Origin of the sequence: Pseudomonas sp. DVZ6 (assembly GCF_024259445.1) — a bacterium.
Lineage (GTDB): Bacteria > Pseudomonadota > Gammaproteobacteria > Pseudomonadales > Pseudomonadaceae > Aquipseudomonas > Aquipseudomonas peradeniyensis.
Genome location: NZ_JANCLM010000025.1, coordinates 38,706 through 56,347, shown reverse-complemented (window position 1 = coordinate 56,347; position 17,642 = coordinate 38,706). Strand labels below are relative to the sequence as shown.

The window sequence follows — 17,642 nt, the reverse complement described above, 5'->3', positions numbered from 1 at the left end:
CGGTGACGCGGTGGATGGCACCGGCTCTGCCGGTGTTCGCGGGTAAACCCGCTCCCACAGGGATCGTGTCAGCTTTTAGACATTGAGCAAGACCGTTGCTCCCACAGGCACTCGGCAACACGAGGTTTCATACACCATGGAAAGCATCGACCTGCTGGTCCTGCGCACCACCCATGACTGGCTCCAGGCCGGCCACCGCGTGCTGCTCGCCACCGTCGCCCGCACCTGGGGCTCGTCGCCGCGTCCGGTCGGTTCGATGATGGCCCTGCGCAACGACGGTCGGGTGGTCGGCAGTGTATCCGGCGGTTGCATCGAGGACGACCTGATCCACCGCTACACCACCGCCTACGGCGGCCCCGGCCTGCCCGAAGGGGCACCCGAGGTGATCCGCTACGGCATCAGTGCCGACGACGCCCACCGCTTTGGCCTGCCGTGCGGCGGTACGCTGGAGCTGATCCTCGAGTTCATGCCCGCCGCCGCCTCGCTGCGACAACTGCTGGGGCAACTCGACAACGGCCAGCTGATGCGTCGCCAACTGACCCTGGCCGACGGCGCGGTCAACCTCGAACCCACCGCCACCCCGGAACAGTTCCGTTTCGACGGCCGGCAGATGACCAACACCCTCGGCCCCGGCTACCGCATGCTGCTGATCGGCGCCGGGGCGCTGGCCGAGTACCTGGCGACCATGGCCCTGTTCAACGGCTTCCGGGTGGCGGTGTGCGACCCTCGGCCCGAGCACATGGCCACTTGGTCGGTCGCCGGCGTCGAATACCTGAAGGGCATGCCGGACGATGTGGTACGCGACTTCAAGGCCGATCTGCGCACCTGCATCATCGCCGTCAGCCACGATCCCAAGCTCGACGACCTGGCGCTGCTAGAGGCCCTGCATGGTCCGGCATTCTACATCGGCGCCATCGGCTCGCGACGTAACAGCCAGCTGCGCCGCGAACGGCTGATCGAGCACTTCGGCGAAACCGAGCAGTCGCTCGAACGGCTGCATGGGCCCATTGGCATCTACATCGGCAGCAAGACCCCGGCGGAAATCGCGGTGAGCGTGATGGCCGAAGTGCTGGCGGCGAAGAACGCCGTGAGCTTGCCGGGGGCGGTGAGTGTGTCCAAGGCCAAGCGCGAGCGTGATCATCAACCTTTGTAGTGCCTGAACCGGCCTCATCGCGGGGCAAGCATTGGCCACACACCTGCCAACCAGTGTCTATGCTTCTTCTCGCATACACCCACCGGTATCGACCACAAGGAAGACAGGCCAATGACTGCCACCCTCGCACGCGCTGTTGCTTTCGCCTCGCTAGTGTCCGCCGCCAGCCTCACCGCCCACGCCGCCGAACTGCCCATCGCCAGCGAAGCGCTGGAAAGCCATGTCACCACTGAAGTGACCAGGATCGACCTGCCCAACCGCCAGGTCACGGTGAAGGGCCCCCACGACAAGGACGTGACCTTCCAGCTCACCGAACAGGCCAAGGCCCTGCCCAATCTCAAGGTGGGCGATCAGGTCGATATCAAAGTGACCCGTGCCATCGCCTATGTGCTCAACACCAATGTCGGCGGCGCTCCCAAGGCCTCCGAGGAATCGGGCACCATCCGCGCCACCAAGGACAACCCCAACCCGGGTGGCGAGGCGTTCCGTCAGGTCAAGGTCACCTCGCAGATCAAGAAGATCGACCTGAACACACACGAAGTCACCCTGCTGCCACCGGAAGGCAAGCTGCAGGTGGTCAAGGTCGAGGACCCCGAACTGCAGGCACGCATGAAGAATCTCAAGCTCGACCAGACCGTAGAAGCCATCTATACCGAAGTGCTGAGCGTGGAGACCTCGCGCCCAGCCCAGTAAAACCTTTGGCCGGCCCGCGCATCGAACATCATGTGAGCCCTTCCCCCCCTTCAGGAGGTTTCCCATGGCGATGCGCCTGGCCGTGCCGTTTTGCTGCTGCCTCACCCTCGTGCTCATGGGCTGCACCAGCGCCCGCGATGAGCCGCCGCCCACCACGCAGCAGGTCGAACTGCAGCGCTACCAGGGCACCTGGTACGAACTGGCGCGCCTGCCGATGTTCTTCCAGCGCCACTGCGTGCAGTCCGAGGCCCATTACGGCCTGCGCGAGGACGGCCGTATCGACGTGACCAATCGCTGCCTGGAGCAGGACGGCCAGTGGAACGAAGCCCTAGGCGTCGCCGAGCCGCAGGTGGCCGGACGCACCGACAAGCTCTGGGTGCGCTTCGACAACTGGCTCAGCCGCCTGGCACCGAACCTGACAAAGGGCGAGTATTGGGTGCTCTACCACGACCCGGACTATCGCGTGGCACTGGTCGGCCACCCGAACCGCGAGTACCTGTGGCTGCTGTCGCGCTCAGCGACCGTCAGCGCCCAGACCCGAGAACAGCTGCTCGAGCTGGCACGCCGGCAGGGCTATCCCACCGACCAACTGATCTGGCGACAACCAGCCCCCCAGTGACGGCCGCCATCCGCCCCTGTAAGGTGAGCCACCCGGCTCACCCAAAGGATTGCGTGCAATGATCACCTGCCACCTCAAGTACATCATCGACCCCTACCAGATCCCGGCCTTCGAGGCCTACGGCAAGCTGTGGATCGGCCTGGTCAACCGCATGGGCGGCACCCACCACGGCTACTTCCTGCCCAGCGAAGGCGCCAACAATGTTGCCTACGCCCTGTTCAGCTTCCCCAGCCTGGCCGCCTACGAGCAGTACCGCACAGCCTCGGAAACCGATCCGGAGTGCATCGCCGCCTTCGCCCTGGCCAACGAGCAACGCTTCATCCTCAGCTACGAACGCAACTTCCTGCGGCCAGTGCTCGATTGACCTTCACAGGCCCGCGAAAAACCTGGTACGCATCACCGGCGTGCAGGCCCGGCGCAGGGTTTCAATAACGCGCTTTCGGCTGCCAACCCTGGAGGGTCTCGATGAAACTGTCCAAAGGCAGGCGCAGCGCAGGCCAGTCCTCCCTGTAGTGGTGTTCGATCACCACGGCGTCCTCTTCGAAGGCAACGTGGTAGGCGTTGCCGCTGTAGGCCTCCACCACTCGGTTGCGACGTGCGGCCAGGGCCTTCTCGAGCAAATGCTCAAGTGCCACGGCCGTCACCTCGTCGTCGAGAAACTGCTGCAGGCCTGGGGGGCGGGGATTGGACATGAGCAGGCTCCTTTGCCAGGGATACGGAAGAGCCGGGCATGATGCCCGGCCCTGGTGAGGGTGACGCAGGATCAGTAGTCAGGATAGGCGGTGGTCACCACCGTGCCAGCCCCATTCAGATATCCGACGATGTTGAACGATGCGCCAGGGTTGCCCGCCACGCAATGCGCCCCCGACGGCCCGCGGAACTCGTTGCCGTTCAGCGAGGTGCGGTTGTTGTAGGCATTCTGGATGGCCGCCACCACATTGGCTTGCGAGCAGCTGTCCGGGAACATGGTGGAGATGGACTTGCTCGCGGTCACGCCGTTCTGGGTGATGTTGAAGCTGCGCAGGACATAGATCCCGGCCGGCCCGACCGGCGTATTGGTGGTCGCCGCGGTGAAGGCCACGGTGGCGGGCAACTGTCCGCCAGGCCTGCTGTGGAAGCCCTTGGCCCGGTTGTTGGCCACCTCGCCGCAGAACACATGCTGTTGATTGACCGCCGGCACGCCGCCCGAATTGGGCTGTGGGCATGCCACGGCGGCCTGGGCGGACGCCACCGGCACCAGGCTGAACGCCAGGCTGCCGATGACCGCCAGCCCAGCCAGCGCGACGCGTGCATGTGGGAACACGAAAGTCTTTTTCATCATGAAGCTCCTTTTTTACGGTGACAGGACGTTGTTGTCCTCGGGTTCCGCCGCTGCCGGCGAAAAGGGGGAATGGGGTTCAGCCGACCAGCAGCCACCTGGCCCGGGCGAGGTACGCGGCGCGGTCGTCCAGGCCGTTGAAACCGCCATTGACCCGGCGGGTAACCTCACGCAGGTCATCCTTGTCGGCCCAGTCGTTGAGCTTGCGGTTGGCCCAGAACCAGCCGGCGACGTCCACCGCCAGGGCCGGGTCGCTGCTGACCAGGGAGGGGTCGTCCTTGTTCTCGAAATCGCGCTTGCAGTACTGGCCGTACTGGCGGTAGTTGGCGCGACCGGTCAGCTGGATCAGCCCGCGCCCCTTGAAGCGCGGCCCGTCGCCCGGTTGCAGGTTGCCCAGGTCCTTGCGGCCCTCGTAGGCACTCCCGCTGGCCAGCTCCTCGGTGTAACGCAGGCAGCCGCTCTCATGGGCGATCTGGGCAAGGAAGTGGGCGATGCGCAGCGGCGTGTCTATGCGGTAGCGGGTCAGCACGTCGAGCACCGGCTGGTGGAAGGCATCGATACGTGTGCCGCTGGCATTGATCAGCGCCAGCCACAATTTGGGCGCGACCAGCCCACCGGGCAGGCCCACGCGCAAGGCGGCCAGGGTCGCATCGCCCGGCGCCACCGGCTTGCCCTGCGGGCTGCCGATAAGCTGCTGGAAGTTGTCCAGCGCACTGCGCGTGCCGCCCCCCCACAGGCCATCGATGCCAAGCGCGCAGCTGAAGCCGCGTTGACCGCTGTTGAGGTTGAGCAGCAGCTGCAGGCTGCGCACATCGGCGGTGGCGTTGTTGCCGCCCGTCCCTACGGTGTTGGTGATGCACATGGTCAGCTCCTTTTTTCGGGCAAGCCGCTCCCCGTGGGGCAGCGGCCAGGCCGTGCCTTGATGGCGAAGCGAATGGATGTCGGTTGCTTGTGGCGGCTACCTGGCGGGCGGCACCAGGGTGGCGCTGTAGGCGAGCTTGTTGGCCTGGGTGAACAACTGGATCTGCAGGCCGTCACTGCCCTGGCGACTCTGCAGGTAGCCCAGGGTCAGCGGCCCGCAGCGGCCCGCCCCACCGCCTTTGAGGCTGTAGCTGCGCTCCGGCCCGTCTGCGCCGTTGAACTCCAGGGCGAAATCGCACGCCCATCCCGCGCCGAAGCGCACCTTGCCGGCGTTCTTGCCCAAGCCCGCGCCAGGATCGATGTTCAGCAGCACCGGCACGTTGGTGCCGTTGTCCTTGAATGTGCCCTGGTACTCGTCGGCCCACGCCGATCCCAGGCCGGCCAGTGCAAGGGCACCGGCCAGTGCGGTTGCCAGATGTCTCATGGTGACTCTCCTTGTTGGGTGATTCATGGGTTCAGAACGCCAGCACCAGCCCCGCCCACTTGGCGATGGCCAGGGCCAGGTCGGGCTGGATCGCCCCCAACGCCACCAGCGCCGACAATGCGGCCGCGCCGATGGCGCACAGCACGCGTTTGCCGGTGGACATCCGAGCCGGTTGGCCTGGTTTGTTCTTGAGAATCGTGCGCATGGTTCGGGTCTCCTGGGTTGAAAGCAGCAAACGCATCGAGCGCTCAGTCGGCCTGGCCATCACCGGGCCTCCCGTAGTGGCCGAACAGCTCGCCATCGAGGCAAACGACAATCGCCTCACCGGCATCGCCGGGCACGTTGATACTCAGCTCATGCAAGGTTTCATTGCGCCGTGGCGCGCGACCGACACGCAGCGCCAGACTCCCCGGCGCATCGCCGGGCTCGAGGGTGGCGGCCAGCACCACCTGCATCTCTGCGATCCGGATCCCCGGCCAGCGTTGCCCGGTGGCGTGCCGCGCGCACTGCACGGCGCCGCCCAGCGCGTGGACGAACTCTGCGAAGTGGTTCATCACGAGGCCTCCTGTTCGTCGGCCAGCCAGAACGGCCGACGGGCGAAGCCCACGTGGTAGATGAGTGACTGCAGCACCACCTGGTGCTCGCCGATGTTGAGCAGGTTGAAGGTTTTCTCGATGCCGACGATGCGCCCCTTGGGCGGTTCGCTGAGGCAGCGGTTGAGCAGCGCGGTCTGCGCCTGGATCAGCTCGTGCGACGTCAGCTTCTCCGGATCGGTGCTGCCGACGACGATGCGTTTCACATATCCCACGTCCGTTAGATCGAACATCACGGAACTCCTTTCCGGAAAAGTCTGACGGCCAACCCCTGGCTAGCGCTCACACGACCACAGGGCTGGCATTGGGCCGATCACCGCTTACTGCTGGGTGATGGCTTTGGGCGCGACCGACTGCGAGATCATGTCCAGCACCCGGGCCAGTCCTTCCGGCATACCGTCGTCGGCCGCGTGGACCTCGACGTGATACTTGGCCGACTGGTCGGTCGAACGGGTGTTCTCCTTGTGCGAAGACACCGAGCCGGAGATGTTGACCTTGGCGCTGAACGGCCCCCAGCCCACGCTGGCCTCGGCCGACATCGCCGCCTGGGCGTCGGTGGCTTCGCGCGATTGCTCGGAGTTCTTCACCTCCATGTCGAAGGTGATGTCGACCTTGTTGATCGACAGGTTCGGCACCTTGACCACCGCCAGCAGCGGGACTTCGAGCTCCACCCGTTCCATCGGGATGGTGCCGTCGTCGGGCTTGCTGGTGGACGGACGGTCGAAGCGGAAGCTGACCGTGCGTACATCGCCCACCGCGTTGGGGTCGGTCGGGTTGTTGGGGTCAGGCAGGAAGCCGATTACCTTGATGAAGTCGGCGGTGGCATTGGCCAGGCGGACCTGGGCGTCGCAAGCGGCTGTGAGAGGACCGCCGATCAGGTCGCCCATAGGCAGGCCGCGGAACTGGTCACCCATCGAGAAGTTAGCCATTTGTGTTTCTCCTAGATCAATTTATCGAGGTTTTGCAGCAGCCGAGCCATCCCCTCCGAAGGGGGCTGGGTTTCGACTTTGAGGGTGACGCGCGCCAGTGGCCCGCCTTCACCATTGCGGCGAACGCCCAGGTCGACGTTCAGAGCCTTGTGGGTCTCGCTCGGCCAGCCCGAGTCGTCATCACCGGCAGTCGCCGGGCCGACGTTCGCGGCCGAACCGTCATCGGCGTTCAGCCCTACCTCGAACGAGATTTCCATGTCCTTCACGGCCATCAGCCGCGCCCCCACCAGCGACAGCAGCGGGACCCGTACCACGCGCTCCTCGCCGTCCCTCGCCTCGGGCGAATGGGACGGCAGGCGCACATCGATGCTGACCGGCCGGTTGTCCTCGTCGAAGTACTGGCGCACGGTCGATACCTGGAAGCGCTGGATCTTGTCCTGCGCCTCGGCGACCGCGCCGGCGATGCTCTGGATGAGGTGATGGAGGGATTGATTCGCCACGACCGACGCTCCTTGTCTCATGCGGTGCCGATGCCGTCCGGGTGGCTTCGGTATGCCCCACGCGTTGCAGGGTTCAGGCCCTGACGACGGCACCGGGTTGGATGGATGGTTGGGTTACCAGGTGAGTCCAGATTACGGATGGGCCCGGGGGGTGTCCCGGGGCGTGCGTCCCGAAAACAGGGTCAGCCGTCCCGAATCAATGACTGGCCAACTCGCGTAGCCAACGCGCCATCGAGGGCGGCTCGCCAACCCGCGCATCCGCGCAGGCCAGCTCGCCCCGCTGCAAGGCGGTACGCGCCGCGCGTGGAGACAGGCCGAAGGCCTTGCGGAACACCTTGCGCAAGTGCGCCTCATCGGTAAAACCATGGTCGTAGGCCAGGTCGCCGATGCGCCGCCCGGCATTGCCGGGCTCGCCCAACGCTTGCAGGTAGCGGCGCAGGCGCCGTTGCAGCAGGTAGTGGCGCACCCCGCCGAATCGCTCGAATGCCCGATACAACTGACTGCGCGAGGTACCCATGGCCTTGGCCAGCACCGTCGGGGTAAGGTCGTTGCGTTGCAGGTTGCGCTCGATGTAGCTGCGCGCCCGTCGGCCGAGGTCGCCCTGTGTGGGCGAGGCCCTGACCTGGCGGCCAGCTGCCGCGCTGATCAGGCAGGCACCGATCACTCCCACCAGCGGCTGGCCCAGGTGTAGCAATTGGTCCTGGGTCAGTTGCGGCGCGGCCGTGGCGAGCGACGACAGCAGGCTGGCGAGCAGGCGCCCCATCGGGCTCTCCCGTCCCAGGCGCAGGCCATGCAACTGCCATGTGGGGTGCGCCAGCGCGGTACGGGGTATCACCAGGCTCAGGCCTTCGCCGCCGGCCATGGCAAAAGCCGCCGGCTGTGTCAGGTCCAGCACCACCACATCCCGCGCCCGCACGCGCATGCCATTGCCAGCGGCCAGGCCACGTTGCAGCGGCAGGTACAGCACATAGTGATCGAGGTCGCACCCGTCCAGACGGTGCGCGTCACGGCCATAGCGGGCGCCCTCCAGGTAACCACGGCACAACAAAAATCGCTGGCAATGAAAGACCTCGAGCGAGGCACTGAATGCATCGCCTGCCCTGGTCGCCGTGCTGAAGAGCACGTCGACCGCCAGGCGCCAGGCACGCAAGTGCTCCGTTGTGATGTGCAGGAGGGGCAGTTGCGTGTCGCGGGGGGCAGTGCTGGTGCGCTCGGCTTGCGTTACGTGAATATCCATGTGTTTCGGCTCTTCTATCCATAGTCGAGCCGGAAAAGTGGTTCACTTCCGATTAGCCTGTAGCCTTTTGCCATTATTCGTGTCAGGTATCTGCCATCAACCTGTCGTCGAGAAACACGGCAATTTTCACAAAACAACACCTGCTCCCCGCGAAACAGATATTTTTTCTGTAACGAAAATGTAAAATTCGTTTTCGCATACCTATAACAAGTTGGGAGCTTCACATGTTTGCCTTCTTCCGCCCTGCCGCGCACCAGGCGCCGCTGCCCGACGAGCGCGTCGACAGCACCTATCGCCGCCTGCGCTGGCAAATCTTCGCCGGGATCTTTTTCGGCTATGCCGGCTACTACCTGCTGCGCAAGAACTTCTCCCTGGCCATGCCCTACCTGATCGAGGAAGAGGGCTACACCCGTGGCCAGCTGGGCGTGGCGATTTCCGCCATCGCCATCGCCTACGGCCTGTCCAAGTTCCTCATGGGCCTGGTCTCGGACCGCTCCAACCCGCGCTACTTCCTGCCCTTCGGCTTGCTGATCTCGGCCGGGGTGATGTTCATTTTCGGTTTCGCGCATTGGGCCACATCCAGCGTGACGATCATGTTCGTGCTGCTGTTCATCAACGGCTGGGCCCAGGGCATGGGCTGGCCGCCGAGCGGGCGGACCATGGTGCACTGGTGGTCGCAGAAAGAGCGCGGTGGCGTGGTCTCGGTGTGGAACGTCGCCCACAACGTCGGCGGCGGCCTGATCGGCCCGCTGTTCCTGCTGGGCCTGGGCTGGACCAACGACTGGCACGCCGCCTTCTACGTGCCCGCCGCCGTGGCGGTGCTGGTGGCCGTGTTCGCCTTCGCCACCATGCGTGACACCCCGCAGTCGGTCGGCCTGCCGCCGGTCGAGCAGTACAAGAACGACTACCCGGAAGGCTACGACGAAAGCCACGAGCAGGAGTTCAGCGCCAAGCAGATCTTCGTCGAGTACGTGCTGCGCAACAAACTGCTGTGGTACATCGCCCTGGCCAACGTGTTCGTCTACCTGCTGCGCTACGGCGTGCTCGACTGGGCGCCGACCTACCTGAAGGAAGCCAAGCACTTCAGCGTCGACACCACCTCGTGGGCGTACTTCTTCTACGAGTGGGCCGGCATCCCCGGCACCCTGCTGTGCGGCTGGATGTCCGACAAGATCTTCCGCGGCAACCGCGGCCTGACCGGCATCGTGTTCATGGCCCTGGTGACCGTCGCCACCCTGGTGTACTGGCTCAACCCGCCGGGCAACCCGACCGTCGACATGATCGCGCTGTTCTCCATCGGCTTCCTGATCTACGGACCGGTGATGCTGATCGGCCTGCAGGCGCTGGAGCTGGCGCCGAAGAAAGCCGCCGGCACCGCGGCCGGCTTCACCGGCCTGTTCGGCTACCTGGGCGGCTCGGTCGCGGCCAGCGCGGCGATGGGCTACACCGTCGACCACTTCGGCTGGGACGGCGGCTTCGTGCTGCTGGTGAGCGCGTGCGTGCTGGCGATCGCGTTCATGGTGCCAACCCTTTGGCACACCAAGGCGGCAAGTGCCAGTCGTGAGGCGGTGGCCTGATCACTGTGGGGCGCGCCTTTGAATTGGCCCGGATGAGCGGCCTTGCGCGCTTCACTTGAGAAAGGTTTGTCGTTTATCGGGGCCGCTTTGCAGCCCTTCGCGGGCAAGCCCGCTGCCACAGCGGTTCGCGCAATACCTGTGGCAGTGGGCTTGCCCGCGAAAATGATGTTTGACCGCGCTACAGGTTCGAGACGGGTAGCTTCTCGATCTCATCCAGGCTGGGGTTGCTCCGCTCGATCTCACTGCGCATCTTGTCGAAGGCCGCCTGTGTGGCTGGCGGTTGTACCTCGCGTACTTCGACCACTGCGCCTACGACCTCGTCTATCGACTCACTTGTGAACAGTCCATCCGATACGGTTCTGGATATCACTCGACCGTCACTTATCAATTCGGCCTCCTTTCCGGGCGGCAGCGCCGCTTTGAATTGCGCGAACTCAGTATCGAAGGTTGCCTTTCGTATCCTGGGGATCTTGACGAACTCCGGCTCCGCCCAGCGCGGTCCGAAGTGATACACCGCGCCATACATGACCTTGGCTTGAGTCTCGCCGATTCCAGCGGCTCTCATGCCCGTATAAAAAGCCCTATGGGTATCCTGCCAGCTCCTCGTTCGCTTCACGCACGCCACATCGTGGATGATGGCCGCCTGCCGATACTGGCCATCCAGCGGCCCCCCAACCACGCCCCAGGCTACTTTCGGTATCGAAGCGCCATCGGATATCGTGTCTTTGGGCGCCAGCCAGAACAGTTTCCCCGGCCTGGGCCCGGTATAGGTGAAGTCCTGAAGCAAGCGAATATCTCGATTGGTCTTCATTAACTCGACATTGAGGGGGCTGGAAAACTTGCCCCAATCCTGGGCGATAGCACCTGAGCTGAGCACGAGCATCACAGCCAGTAGTTCCACTCTCATCTTGACACCTCCCTGTTCATGCGGACTGACAGACCCTTCCAAGAATAGAATCAAAAAGCCACCACTGCCTTTTCGCCGCCAGCCGGCCTCTCGGATTAGCCAGGCATATCGGGCTTCGCCGCATCCGGCGCCTGCGCCGGCGCGCTGTACCAGCGCTCGGGCGGCACCCACTTCTCCTGTGCCGGGTCGCCCAGGTAATGCGGCGACATGATCTGCACGCCGTATTCGTTGAACACATCCTGGATATTGGCGTGCAGCAGGCTCAGCAGCTCCGCCCGCGGCCTCGGCTCGCTCGGCACCGCCTGGGCGACCAGGCGGTATTCCGGGTAGAAGTCCGACAGCCCGGTCTGGAACACCTGCGGCCTGGGACTGGCGAGGATGCCGTCGGTGCGCCGCGCCGCCTCGGCCAACATCGCCTCCACCTGGCGCCAGGGTGTGTCGTAGCCGATGGTGACCACGGTATCGACGATATAGCCCAGCCCCTGCACCGCCCGTGAATAATTGCGGGTCACGGAACCTGTGATCATCGAGTTGGGCAAGGTCAGCACTTCCCCCAGCCCGGTGCGGATGGTGGTGTTGAACATCCCCACCTCGGTCACCGTCCCCTCGTGCTCGCCGACCCGCACATACTCGCCGGCCTTGAGCGTGCGCGAATAGGTGAGGATCAACCCCGCCGCCGCCTGGCCGACCACGCTGGAGGCGCCCAGGGAAATCATCAGGCCCAGTAGCACCGACAAGCCCTTGAACGCATCAGTGCCCGAGCCCGGCAGGTACGGGTAGGCCATCACCAGGGCGAACAGCCAGATGGCCAGGGAGGTCAGGCGCGTGGTCGGTTGCAGGGTCTCGCCGGTCAGCCAGGGCACGCTGCCGGGGCGCGCCAGGCGCTCCAGCAGGCGGCGACTGAAGCTGCTGATGCCACGGGCGATGAAGAAGATGGTGATCGCCACGGCGATGCCCGGGATGGCATGGACGATCCCGTCGAGCAGGTAGCGCAGCAGGTCGAGCAGGTGCAGGTTGAGGCTCTCGCCCCAGGGGCGGGTGTAGGGGAATCGCGACAGCACGAAGCTCAGCCACTGGTAGCTGAACAGCGCCACCAGCAGCCAGTAGAACAGGCGCAGCAAGCGGTCGACCAAGGCATAGACGTACTGCATGTCGAACAACGGCAGTTGCCCCACCTTGAGCTGGTAGGCCCGGTTGCGCATCAGCCTGGGCAAGAGGCCAGTGAGCTTGCGCCGGGCAACATGAGTGGCCTTGAGCAGCGCGGGGTAGATCAGCGTGGCCAGCAGCGAGTAGCCCAGGGCCACGAACAGGAAATGCAGGCTGCGCGCCTCGCCGGTTTCGTCCACCACCTGGCGCAACACCATGGCGGCCAGCTCGGCGGCCGCCCGGGTATCGCCCGAGCCGCCCGGCAGGTCCTGCGGGGCGACGATGAAGGCGCGCCGGTCACCAATCAGGACCAGTTGGCTGTCCATCATCGGATCGACCCGCACCTGCAGCCCCTCGGCACCGCGCAGGGCCTCGTCGACCACCGCCCGGGCGCGCTGCGCTCGCACTGTCGGGGGTTCGCCGAGCACGCTGGCGTGGAAGGTGAAGACCGTGCGGTTGGCCACCGTCAACTGCGCCGCGACAGGTGCTGTGCCATCGGCGTCGTCGGCCATGGCGGCGGGGATCAGCGACAACAGCGACAACAGCAGGTAGTACAGGCATTTCATCAGGCAGCTCCCTGGCCTTGCGTGACCTATAGCACGCAAGCGTAGCTGCTCGTTGCGGGGGCTTCAGGCTGCCTGGTGTCCGCCGCAAGCCTTGCAGCGCCTATCAGATCGAGCGCCGCCCGCGCGGCGCATCGCGACGCAAGGCCGCTCCTACATTTGTTGCAACGTGCCGAACCTGTCAGGCCATGGTTGCCCGCCTTGGCGCATGCCTTGAGACAGGTGGGACGGCAACGATGCCCACACTGAAACCGCGTCGTGCCAACAAGGCGGCCCAGGTAATGGCACAGGATTGACTGGCCCGAAACAGATGTAGGAGCGGCCTTGCGTCGCGATGCGCCGCGCGGGCGGCGCTCGATCTCACAGGCGCTGAAAGGCTTGCGTCGGACACCTGGCGGCCCTTACTCGGTCCATGTCATAGAGCATGGCCCGCCGCAGGCGGATTGCGGCATCCATCCGTCTCAGTCCATGGCTACCGGCCACAGCACCGCCTGGGCAGCCACTACATATCCCTTGCTGCTATCGAAGGTCACACTGGGCGAACCATAAAGCTGATAGCCCAAAGCCAGGCTCTCGGAAATACGCTGGCAGAAACTGGCGTCGTCCTTGCCGGTGATCAGGCGATAGACCGGCAGGCCGTTGGGTGGGGTCGAGGGCATCTGAGTATTCCTTTCATGGCAGGCGTCTATCGCGTGCGCGGCCGGGCATCATGCCATAGCTGCCACGTCGATTCGCCTCGGTGGGGCCTGAGCGGGCATGCTCCATACGGATGGCACCGGCTGCGCCGGTATCGCGGGACAAGCCCGCTCCTACAGGGTCTTTGCTTGGCTGGAAATCCTGTCTCAGACACTGCACAGCACCTGTAGGAGCGGGCTTGCCCCGCGATAGCGCCAGCGCGGCCACCCACGCAGCCAACGTCAATCATCGCCAGACATGCCCACTTCAACCACTGCATCCCACGCCGGATGCGCAAACTCAATGGTGTGTCTGCACCTGTGCTGGCACCTGCGCCAACGCGCAGTCCAGCAGCGCGCGTACCGTTTCCATCTCGTGCACCGCCGTCAGCGCCAGCGTTGCACCAAGCGAATGCGGATGTGAGGCCAGCACCGACTGATGGGCCACGATCAGGGCGCAGCGCACGTATTCCGCTGCCTGGATCAGGGTGTCTTCAATGTGATGAGGGGAAGGATTGGATGGCGGTGGATCGGGGACGATCTTCAACATGGCGCTGCTCCCTTTGCTTGGAAGATGCCGCCATTCACTACCTTGCAAGTAATGGTGGCGGTCGTGTGCAGGGCTGCAAGACCGGGGCAATAGGAGAAAACCCGGCTGGCCCGAGGGCCACCCACACACAACCGCCATAAATCAGCCACAGACATACGTCGGCGGCCTAGCAGTTAGCGCTAGGCTCTGTACGAAATGTATCTGCACTCGCCCATACTGCGTTGAAACGGGGCTCGGAATGCTCATGTACTCCAGTACACTCCGCTTCTTCCCCCCGTTTCGCCTTGTCTGGCCTTCGCGCAGACACATTTCGTACAGACCCTAGGCTTCCTATCACACACAGGCTTGCAGACCCGGTCGCTGAATTGGCAACGACCGAAGGAGCGTAGATTGCTGAGAAAACCGTAGCAATGGCTGGGGAGGGGCCAAAGGATGATTCGGAAATGGACTACAAGCAATGAGGAAAATCTGATCGTTCTGCGGATGTAGGATTAACTTTCAGGCAGCTAAATTGTGGCTTTCACCTGCCTGTTCGGGTATCCAGCATGGATGAAACGACAGTAGCGGCAAGCTGATCCACCATAGTAGCGTCTTGCCTCTAACGCCCGGATGGGTGAGCACGCACTGGAGCGCAAATGGAATTTGTAGAACGTCTCAACGCGATGGCCGCCAAGGTCAACCAACTGGCTTCGAGCATTCAAACTGAAGAAGCCACTAAAACGGCATTCATCATGCCCTTTATCCACTCCGTCCTGGGCTACGACGTTTTCGATCCGTCCGAAGTTGTTCCAGAATACGTCTGTGACGTGGGCACAAAGAAGGGTGAGAAAATTGATTATGCCATTTTGAAAAATGGTGAAATCCAGATCCTCATCGAAACGAAGAAAATTGGCGAGCCCCTCAACATCAACCATGCGAGCCAATTATTCCGCTACTTTCACGTCACAACGGCCAGAATTTCAATACTGACGAATGGGCGGCATTACCGCTTCTTCACAGACCTTGACGCACCGAATAAAATGGATGAAAAGCCATTTTTGGAAATCGACCTTCTCGATATTGATGAGCACGTTATCCCGGAGCTGCAGAAACTTACAAAATCAGCCTTCGACGTTGACTCAATAATCAATGCGGCAGGAGAGCTCAAATACGTCGGGCAGATCAAACGGGTCATCGCGTCACAATTCAGCCAACCTGACGATGACTTCATAAAATTCTTCGCCTCACGCGTCTACGATGGCGTCATCACTCAAAAAGTAAGAGAGCAGTTCAGTTTGCTGACTCGCAAGGCAGCATCTCAATTTTTGAATGACCAGATCAACGATCGCCTGAAGTCAGCCATGAGTGGTGTTTCTTACCCAACCCCTGCTGAAAAGGTTGTTACCGAAACCCAGAGCGAGTCCTCGGATAATGCAGAAGATCGCATTCAAACCACAATGGATGAGTTGGAAGGTTTCCACATAGTCAAAGCTATTGTCCGTACCACTGTGGACTCCAAACGTGTCATCCACCGAGATACACAGAGCTATTTCGGGATTCTACTAGACGACAACAACCGGAAACCGATCACCCGGCTTCACTTCAACCGCTCACAAAAATACATCGGTATTTTCGACAAAGATAAAAATGAGACACGCCACCCCATTAACTCATTAGACGACATCTACGAATTCGCTGATCAGTTAAGGGACACCGTGGGCTACTACGAGTAAAGAAAAGACGCCCTCGCCACTGGAGTGCAGCCAGGGCAAAGGCAACCCTACCTTCTCACCATCAACTGCTCCCCGCCCGATCCCGCACCGGACACTGCGCCCGGTGCAGGTTCAACGCCGTATTGATGATCCCGATATGGCTGAACGCCTGCGGGAAATTCCCCAGCATGCGCTTCCCCGCCGGGTCGTACTGTTCGGCCAGCAGCCCCACGTCATTGCACAAGCCCATCAATCGTTCATACAGCACCTGCGCCTCGTCCTGCCGCCCCAGCAGCACATACACATCCGCCAGCCAGAACGAACACACCAGAAACGTCCCCTCCCCCGGTGTCAGGCCGTCGCTGCAATTGTCGCTGTCGTAGCGCAGCAGCAGGCCGTTGCGCAGCAGGCGCCTTTCGATCTGTTCCAGGGTGCGCAGAAAGCGTGGATCGTCGGCCGGCAGAAAGCCGGTCAGGGCGATCTGCAGCAAGCTCGCGTCCAGCTCCGCCGAGCCGTAGGCCTGGACGAAGTGCCGACCGCCGGCGTCCAGCCCGCGCCGGCAGACCTCGTCACGGATCTCGTCCGCCACCTGGCGGTAATGCCGGCTGCGCTCACGCCCTTCCTCGGTGGTATCGGCCAGACCCGCCGCCCGGTCGAAGGCGACCCAGGCCATGACCTTGGAGTGCACGAAGTGCTGGCGACCGCCCCGTACCTCCCACAGGCCCTCGTCCGGCTCGCGCCAGATGCCTTCCAGGTACGGCAGGATCGCACGGGCGATGGCCGCGCCGCGCGGGTGGCGCGGCAGGCCGCCCTTGATCGCCTGGGTCATGGCGTCGGCCAGTTCGCCGTAGATGTCCAGCTGCAACTGGCCGGCGGCGGCATTGCCGACCCGCACCGGCTGCGAGCCCTCGTAACCCGGTAGCCAGGGCAAGGTAAATTCGGGCAGGTCACGTTCCCCCGCCAGGCCGTACATGATCTGCATCTGCTCGGGATTGCCGGCCACCGAGCGCAGCAGCCATTCACGCCAGGCCTGGGCCTCGTCGAAATAACCCAGGTTCATCAGCGCCAGCAGGGTCATGGTGGCATCGCGCAGCCAGCAGTAGCGGTAGTCCCAGTTGCGCTCGCCGCCGACACGCTCGGGCAGCGACGTGGTGACGGCGGCGACCATGCCGCCGGTAGGCGCGTAGGTCATGGCCTTGAGGGTCAACAGCGAACGACGCACCCGGTCGGTGTAGGGCCCGACATCAGGGCAGCGGGCGGCGAAGGCCCGCCACTGCTCGAGAGTCTGTTCGAAGTCGTGGTCGATATCGCAATCAGGCTGCACGGGCAGGTGCGAGGCCTGGTGGCAGAGGCTGAACACCTGGCGCTGCCCTGCGCACACGCGAAAACGGGCGACGCTGTGGTGGTCGCGGCCATGGGTTTCGGTGCTGCTGCGCAGGATCAGCCGATCAGGACCGGCGACGGCGCTCAGGGTCAGCGGATCGATCTTTTCCACCCAGGGCACGCTGCGGCCGTAGTCGAAGCGCAGCACCAGGTCCATCTCGAAGGCCGTCTCGCCGGCCAGGCCCTCGACGATGCGCAGCACGGCGTTGCGCTCGCCCAAGGGCATGCAGTCGAGCACCCGGGCGCGGCCACTGGCGGTGGTCCAGGTGGTTTCCAGTACCAGGGTGTCGTCGAGGTAGCGGCGAGTGCTGTGCTCGACGGGGTCGCTGGGGGCGATGCGCCAGCGGCCGTTTTCCTCGTTGCCCAGCAAGGCGGCGAACACCGCGGGGGCGTCGAAGCGCGGCAGGCACAGCCAGTCGAGGGCGCCGTCGCGGTTGACCAGGGCGGCGCTGCGGCAGTTGCCGATGAGGGCGTAGTCTTCGATCGGGGCAGGCATCGGGGATCCTCTGGCGGGTTGGCCTGGGTTTGGATGCTTCGCTGCGGCTGGTCGTTCCACTGAGCATTGGTTTAAGCCCTGCGCTGCGAAAAATCCTACATGAAATCAAGACCGTTCCTGTTGGGAGGTCTCCGCCCGCTTCGCCCTAGAGTAAGAACGCCGACGCCTAATGCCAGTCAGTTAGCGCTTCATCGCACTTGTTGGGGCTGCTTTGCAGCCCTTCGCGGGTAAACCCGCTCCCACAGGATTGCGCAAACGCTGAATCGAG

General features: G+C 63.6%; 21 protein-coding genes. 6 read left to right on the top strand and 15 right to left on the bottom strand.

Features of this window, described 5'->3' with window-relative positions; all coding sequences use genetic code 11:
* The first annotated feature begins 136 nt into the window (after positions 1-136).
* The 4 genes from NMG10_RS15830 to NMG10_RS15815 all read left to right on the top strand — a co-directional run bounded on the left by NMG10_RS15830 (position 137) and on the right by NMG10_RS15815 (position 2,829).
* Positions 137-1,153 (top strand): XdhC family protein, encoded by a 1,017-nt coding sequence (locus NMG10_RS15830; protein ID WP_232856918.1) that lies wholly within the window; start codon positions 137-139, stop codon positions 1,151-1,153.
* Positions 1,154-1,264: 111 nt separating this feature from the next.
* Complete coding sequence (locus NMG10_RS15825) at positions 1,265-1,846, top strand: hypothetical protein (RefSeq protein WP_203647308.1); 582 nt, start codon at positions 1,265-1,267, stop codon at positions 1,844-1,846.
* 64 nt (positions 1,847-1,910) lie between these two features.
* Positions 1,911-2,465 carry a lipocalin family protein gene (locus tag NMG10_RS15820; protein WP_232856920.1) on the top strand — a complete coding sequence of 185 codons (555 nt, stop codon included), beginning with the start codon at positions 1,911-1,913 and terminating at the stop codon, positions 2,463-2,465.
* A 58-nt stretch (positions 2,466-2,523) separates the two neighbouring features.
* A complete protein-coding gene (locus tag NMG10_RS15815; RefSeq protein ID WP_203647310.1) occupies positions 2,524-2,829 on the top strand; it encodes an NIPSNAP family protein in 306 nt (101 codons plus the stop codon).
* 61 nt (positions 2,830-2,890) lie between these two features.
* Here the strand turns inward: NMG10_RS15815 and NMG10_RS15810 are convergent, their stop codons facing one another.
* The 10 genes from NMG10_RS15810 to NMG10_RS15765 all read right to left on the bottom strand — a co-directional run bounded on the left by NMG10_RS15810 (position 2,891) and on the right by NMG10_RS15765 (position 8,387).
* The gene (locus NMG10_RS15810; protein ID WP_203647311.1) at positions 2,891-3,157 is read right to left on the bottom strand and encodes a hypothetical protein; all 267 of its coding nucleotides are present in this window, start codon (positions 3,155-3,157) and stop codon (positions 2,891-2,893) included.
* A gap of 71 nt (positions 3,158-3,228) precedes the next feature.
* Positions 3,229-3,783 (bottom strand): EndoU domain-containing protein, encoded by a 555-nt coding sequence (locus NMG10_RS15805; RefSeq protein WP_203647312.1) that lies wholly within the window; start codon positions 3,781-3,783, stop codon positions 3,229-3,231.
* 79 nt (positions 3,784-3,862) lie between these two features.
* The gene (locus NMG10_RS15800) at positions 3,863-4,645 is read right to left on the bottom strand and encodes a glycoside hydrolase family 19 protein (RefSeq protein WP_203647313.1); all 783 of its coding nucleotides are present in this window, start codon (positions 4,643-4,645) and stop codon (positions 3,863-3,865) included.
* Between the two features lie 96 nt (positions 4,646-4,741).
* Positions 4,742-5,128, bottom strand: coding sequence for a hypothetical protein (locus tag NMG10_RS15795; RefSeq protein WP_186732609.1), 387 nt, complete (start codon positions 5,126-5,128; stop codon positions 4,742-4,744).
* Positions 5,129-5,159: 31 nt separating this feature from the next.
* Complete coding sequence (locus tag NMG10_RS15790; RefSeq protein WP_225933215.1) at positions 5,160-5,333, bottom strand: hypothetical protein; 174 nt, start codon at positions 5,331-5,333, stop codon at positions 5,160-5,162.
* 43 nt (positions 5,334-5,376) lie between these two features.
* The gene (locus tag NMG10_RS15785; RefSeq protein ID WP_232856924.1) at positions 5,377-5,682 is read right to left on the bottom strand and encodes a hypothetical protein; all 306 of its coding nucleotides are present in this window, start codon (positions 5,680-5,682) and stop codon (positions 5,377-5,379) included.
* Entirely contained in the window at positions 5,682-5,954 is a 273-nt protein-coding gene (locus NMG10_RS15780; RefSeq protein ID WP_050706449.1) for a hypothetical protein, read from the bottom strand. Before NMG10_RS15780 ends, NMG10_RS15785 begins: the two co-directional genes overlap by 1 nt.
* A gap of 87 nt (positions 5,955-6,041) precedes the next feature.
* Positions 6,042-6,650, bottom strand: a complete 609-nt coding sequence (locus NMG10_RS15775) for a DUF2589 domain-containing protein (protein ID WP_050706450.1) — start codon at positions 6,648-6,650, stop codon at positions 6,042-6,044.
* Positions 6,651-6,661: 11 nt separating this feature from the next.
* Entirely contained in the window at positions 6,662-7,150 is a 489-nt protein-coding gene (locus tag NMG10_RS15770) for a DUF2589 domain-containing protein (protein WP_050706451.1), read from the bottom strand.
* Positions 7,151-7,346: 196 nt separating this feature from the next.
* On the bottom strand, positions 7,347-8,387 hold the full coding sequence (locus NMG10_RS15765) for a helix-turn-helix domain-containing protein (protein ID WP_254464672.1): 1,041 nt from the start codon (positions 8,385-8,387) through the stop codon (positions 7,347-7,349).
* 224 nt (positions 8,388-8,611) lie between these two features.
* On the opposite strand from NMG10_RS15765, the gene glpT reads away from it, so the two are divergent.
* On the top strand, positions 8,612-9,964 hold the full coding sequence (glpT, locus tag NMG10_RS15760) for a glycerol-3-phosphate transporter (protein WP_203647318.1): 1,353 nt from the start codon (positions 8,612-8,614) through the stop codon (positions 9,962-9,964).
* Positions 9,965-10,142: 178 nt separating this feature from the next.
* Here glpT and NMG10_RS15755 read toward each other — a convergent pair whose 3' ends face one another.
* From NMG10_RS15755 to NMG10_RS15740, 4 genes are all read right to left on the bottom strand, one after another.
* Positions 10,143-10,871, bottom strand: coding sequence for a DUF1353 domain-containing protein (locus tag NMG10_RS15755; RefSeq protein WP_254464671.1), 729 nt, complete (start codon positions 10,869-10,871; stop codon positions 10,143-10,145).
* Between the two features lie 95 nt (positions 10,872-10,966).
* The gene (locus NMG10_RS15750; protein WP_254464687.1) at positions 10,967-12,529 is read right to left on the bottom strand and encodes a mechanosensitive ion channel family protein; all 1,563 of its coding nucleotides are present in this window, start codon (positions 12,527-12,529) and stop codon (positions 10,967-10,969) included.
* A gap of 512 nt (positions 12,530-13,041) precedes the next feature.
* A complete protein-coding gene (locus NMG10_RS15745; protein ID WP_232855917.1) occupies positions 13,042-13,239 on the bottom strand; it encodes a DUF1737 domain-containing protein in 198 nt (65 codons plus the stop codon).
* 316 nt (positions 13,240-13,555) lie between these two features.
* Positions 13,556-13,804, bottom strand: coding sequence for a hypothetical protein (locus tag NMG10_RS15740; protein ID WP_232855916.1), 249 nt, complete (start codon positions 13,802-13,804; stop codon positions 13,556-13,558).
* 635 nt (positions 13,805-14,439) lie between these two features.
* Here NMG10_RS15740 and NMG10_RS15735 point away from each other — a divergent pair.
* Positions 14,440-15,516 carry a type I restriction endonuclease gene (locus NMG10_RS15735; protein WP_232855915.1) on the top strand — a complete coding sequence of 359 codons (1,077 nt, stop codon included), beginning with the start codon at positions 14,440-14,442 and terminating at the stop codon, positions 15,514-15,516.
* Positions 15,517-15,577: 61 nt separating this feature from the next.
* Here NMG10_RS15735 and NMG10_RS15730 read toward each other — a convergent pair whose 3' ends face one another.
* Positions 15,578-17,374: a glycoside hydrolase family 15 protein gene (locus NMG10_RS15730; RefSeq protein ID WP_232855914.1), complete on the bottom strand. Its 1,797-nt coding sequence runs from the start codon at positions 17,372-17,374 to the stop codon at positions 15,578-15,580.
* Positions 17,375-17,642 lie beyond the last annotated feature (268 nt).

What these genes read in the sequence shown, in the direction of transcription:
- NMG10_RS15830 (WP_232856918.1), top strand. Translation starts at nt 137, where the DNA reads ATGGAAAGCATCGACCTGCTGGTCCTGCGCACCACCCATGACTGGCTC.
- NMG10_RS15825 (WP_203647308.1), top strand. Translation starts at nt 1,265, where the DNA reads ATGACTGCCACCCTCGCACGCGCTGTTGCTTTCGCCTCGCTAGTGTCC.
- NMG10_RS15820 (WP_232856920.1), top strand. Translation starts at nt 1,911, where the DNA reads ATGGCGATGCGCCTGGCCGTGCCGTTTTGCTGCTGCCTCACCCTCGTG.
- NMG10_RS15815 (WP_203647310.1), top strand. Translation starts at nt 2,524, where the DNA reads ATGATCACCTGCCACCTCAAGTACATCATCGACCCCTACCAGATCCCG.
- NMG10_RS15810 (WP_203647311.1), bottom strand. Translation starts at nt 3,157, where the DNA reads ATGTCCAATCCCCGCCCCCCAGGCCTGCAGCAGTTTCTCGACGACGAG.
- NMG10_RS15805 (WP_203647312.1), bottom strand. Translation starts at nt 3,783, where the DNA reads ATGAAAAAGACTTTCGTGTTCCCACATGCACGCGTCGCGCTGGCTGGG.
- NMG10_RS15800 (WP_203647313.1), bottom strand. Translation starts at nt 4,645, where the DNA reads ATGTGCATCACCAACACCGTAGGGACGGGCGGCAACAACGCCACCGCC.
- NMG10_RS15795 (WP_186732609.1), bottom strand. Translation starts at nt 5,128, where the DNA reads ATGAGACATCTGGCAACCGCACTGGCCGGTGCCCTTGCACTGGCCGGC.
- NMG10_RS15790 (WP_225933215.1), bottom strand. Translation starts at nt 5,333, where the DNA reads ATGCGCACGATTCTCAAGAACAAACCAGGCCAACCGGCTCGGATGTCC.
- NMG10_RS15785 (WP_232856924.1), bottom strand. Translation starts at nt 5,682, where the DNA reads ATGAACCACTTCGCAGAGTTCGTCCACGCGCTGGGCGGCGCCGTGCAG.
- NMG10_RS15780 (WP_050706449.1), bottom strand. Translation starts at nt 5,954, where the DNA reads ATGTTCGATCTAACGGACGTGGGATATGTGAAACGCATCGTCGTCGGC.
- NMG10_RS15775 (WP_050706450.1), bottom strand. Translation starts at nt 6,650, where the DNA reads ATGGCTAACTTCTCGATGGGTGACCAGTTCCGCGGCCTGCCTATGGGC.
- NMG10_RS15765 (WP_254464672.1), bottom strand. Translation starts at nt 8,387, where the DNA reads ATGGATATTCACGTAACGCAAGCCGAGCGCACCAGCACTGCCCCCCGC.
- glpT (WP_203647318.1), top strand. Translation starts at nt 8,612, where the DNA reads ATGTTTGCCTTCTTCCGCCCTGCCGCGCACCAGGCGCCGCTGCCCGAC.
- NMG10_RS15755 (WP_254464671.1), bottom strand. Translation starts at nt 10,871, where the DNA reads ATGAGAGTGGAACTACTGGCTGTGATGCTCGTGCTCAGCTCAGGTGCT.
- NMG10_RS15750 (WP_254464687.1), bottom strand. Translation starts at nt 12,529, where the DNA reads ATGGCCGACGACGCCGATGGCACAGCACCTGTCGCGGCGCAGTTGACG.
- NMG10_RS15745 (WP_232855917.1), bottom strand. Translation starts at nt 13,239, where the DNA reads ATGCCCTCGACCCCACCCAACGGCCTGCCGGTCTATCGCCTGATCACC.
- NMG10_RS15740 (WP_232855916.1), bottom strand. Translation starts at nt 13,804, where the DNA reads ATGTTGAAGATCGTCCCCGATCCACCGCCATCCAATCCTTCCCCTCAT.
- NMG10_RS15735 (WP_232855915.1), top strand. Translation starts at nt 14,440, where the DNA reads ATGGAATTTGTAGAACGTCTCAACGCGATGGCCGCCAAGGTCAACCAA.
- NMG10_RS15730 (WP_232855914.1), bottom strand. Translation starts at nt 17,374, where the DNA reads ATGCCTGCCCCGATCGAAGACTACGCCCTCATCGGCAACTGCCGCAGC.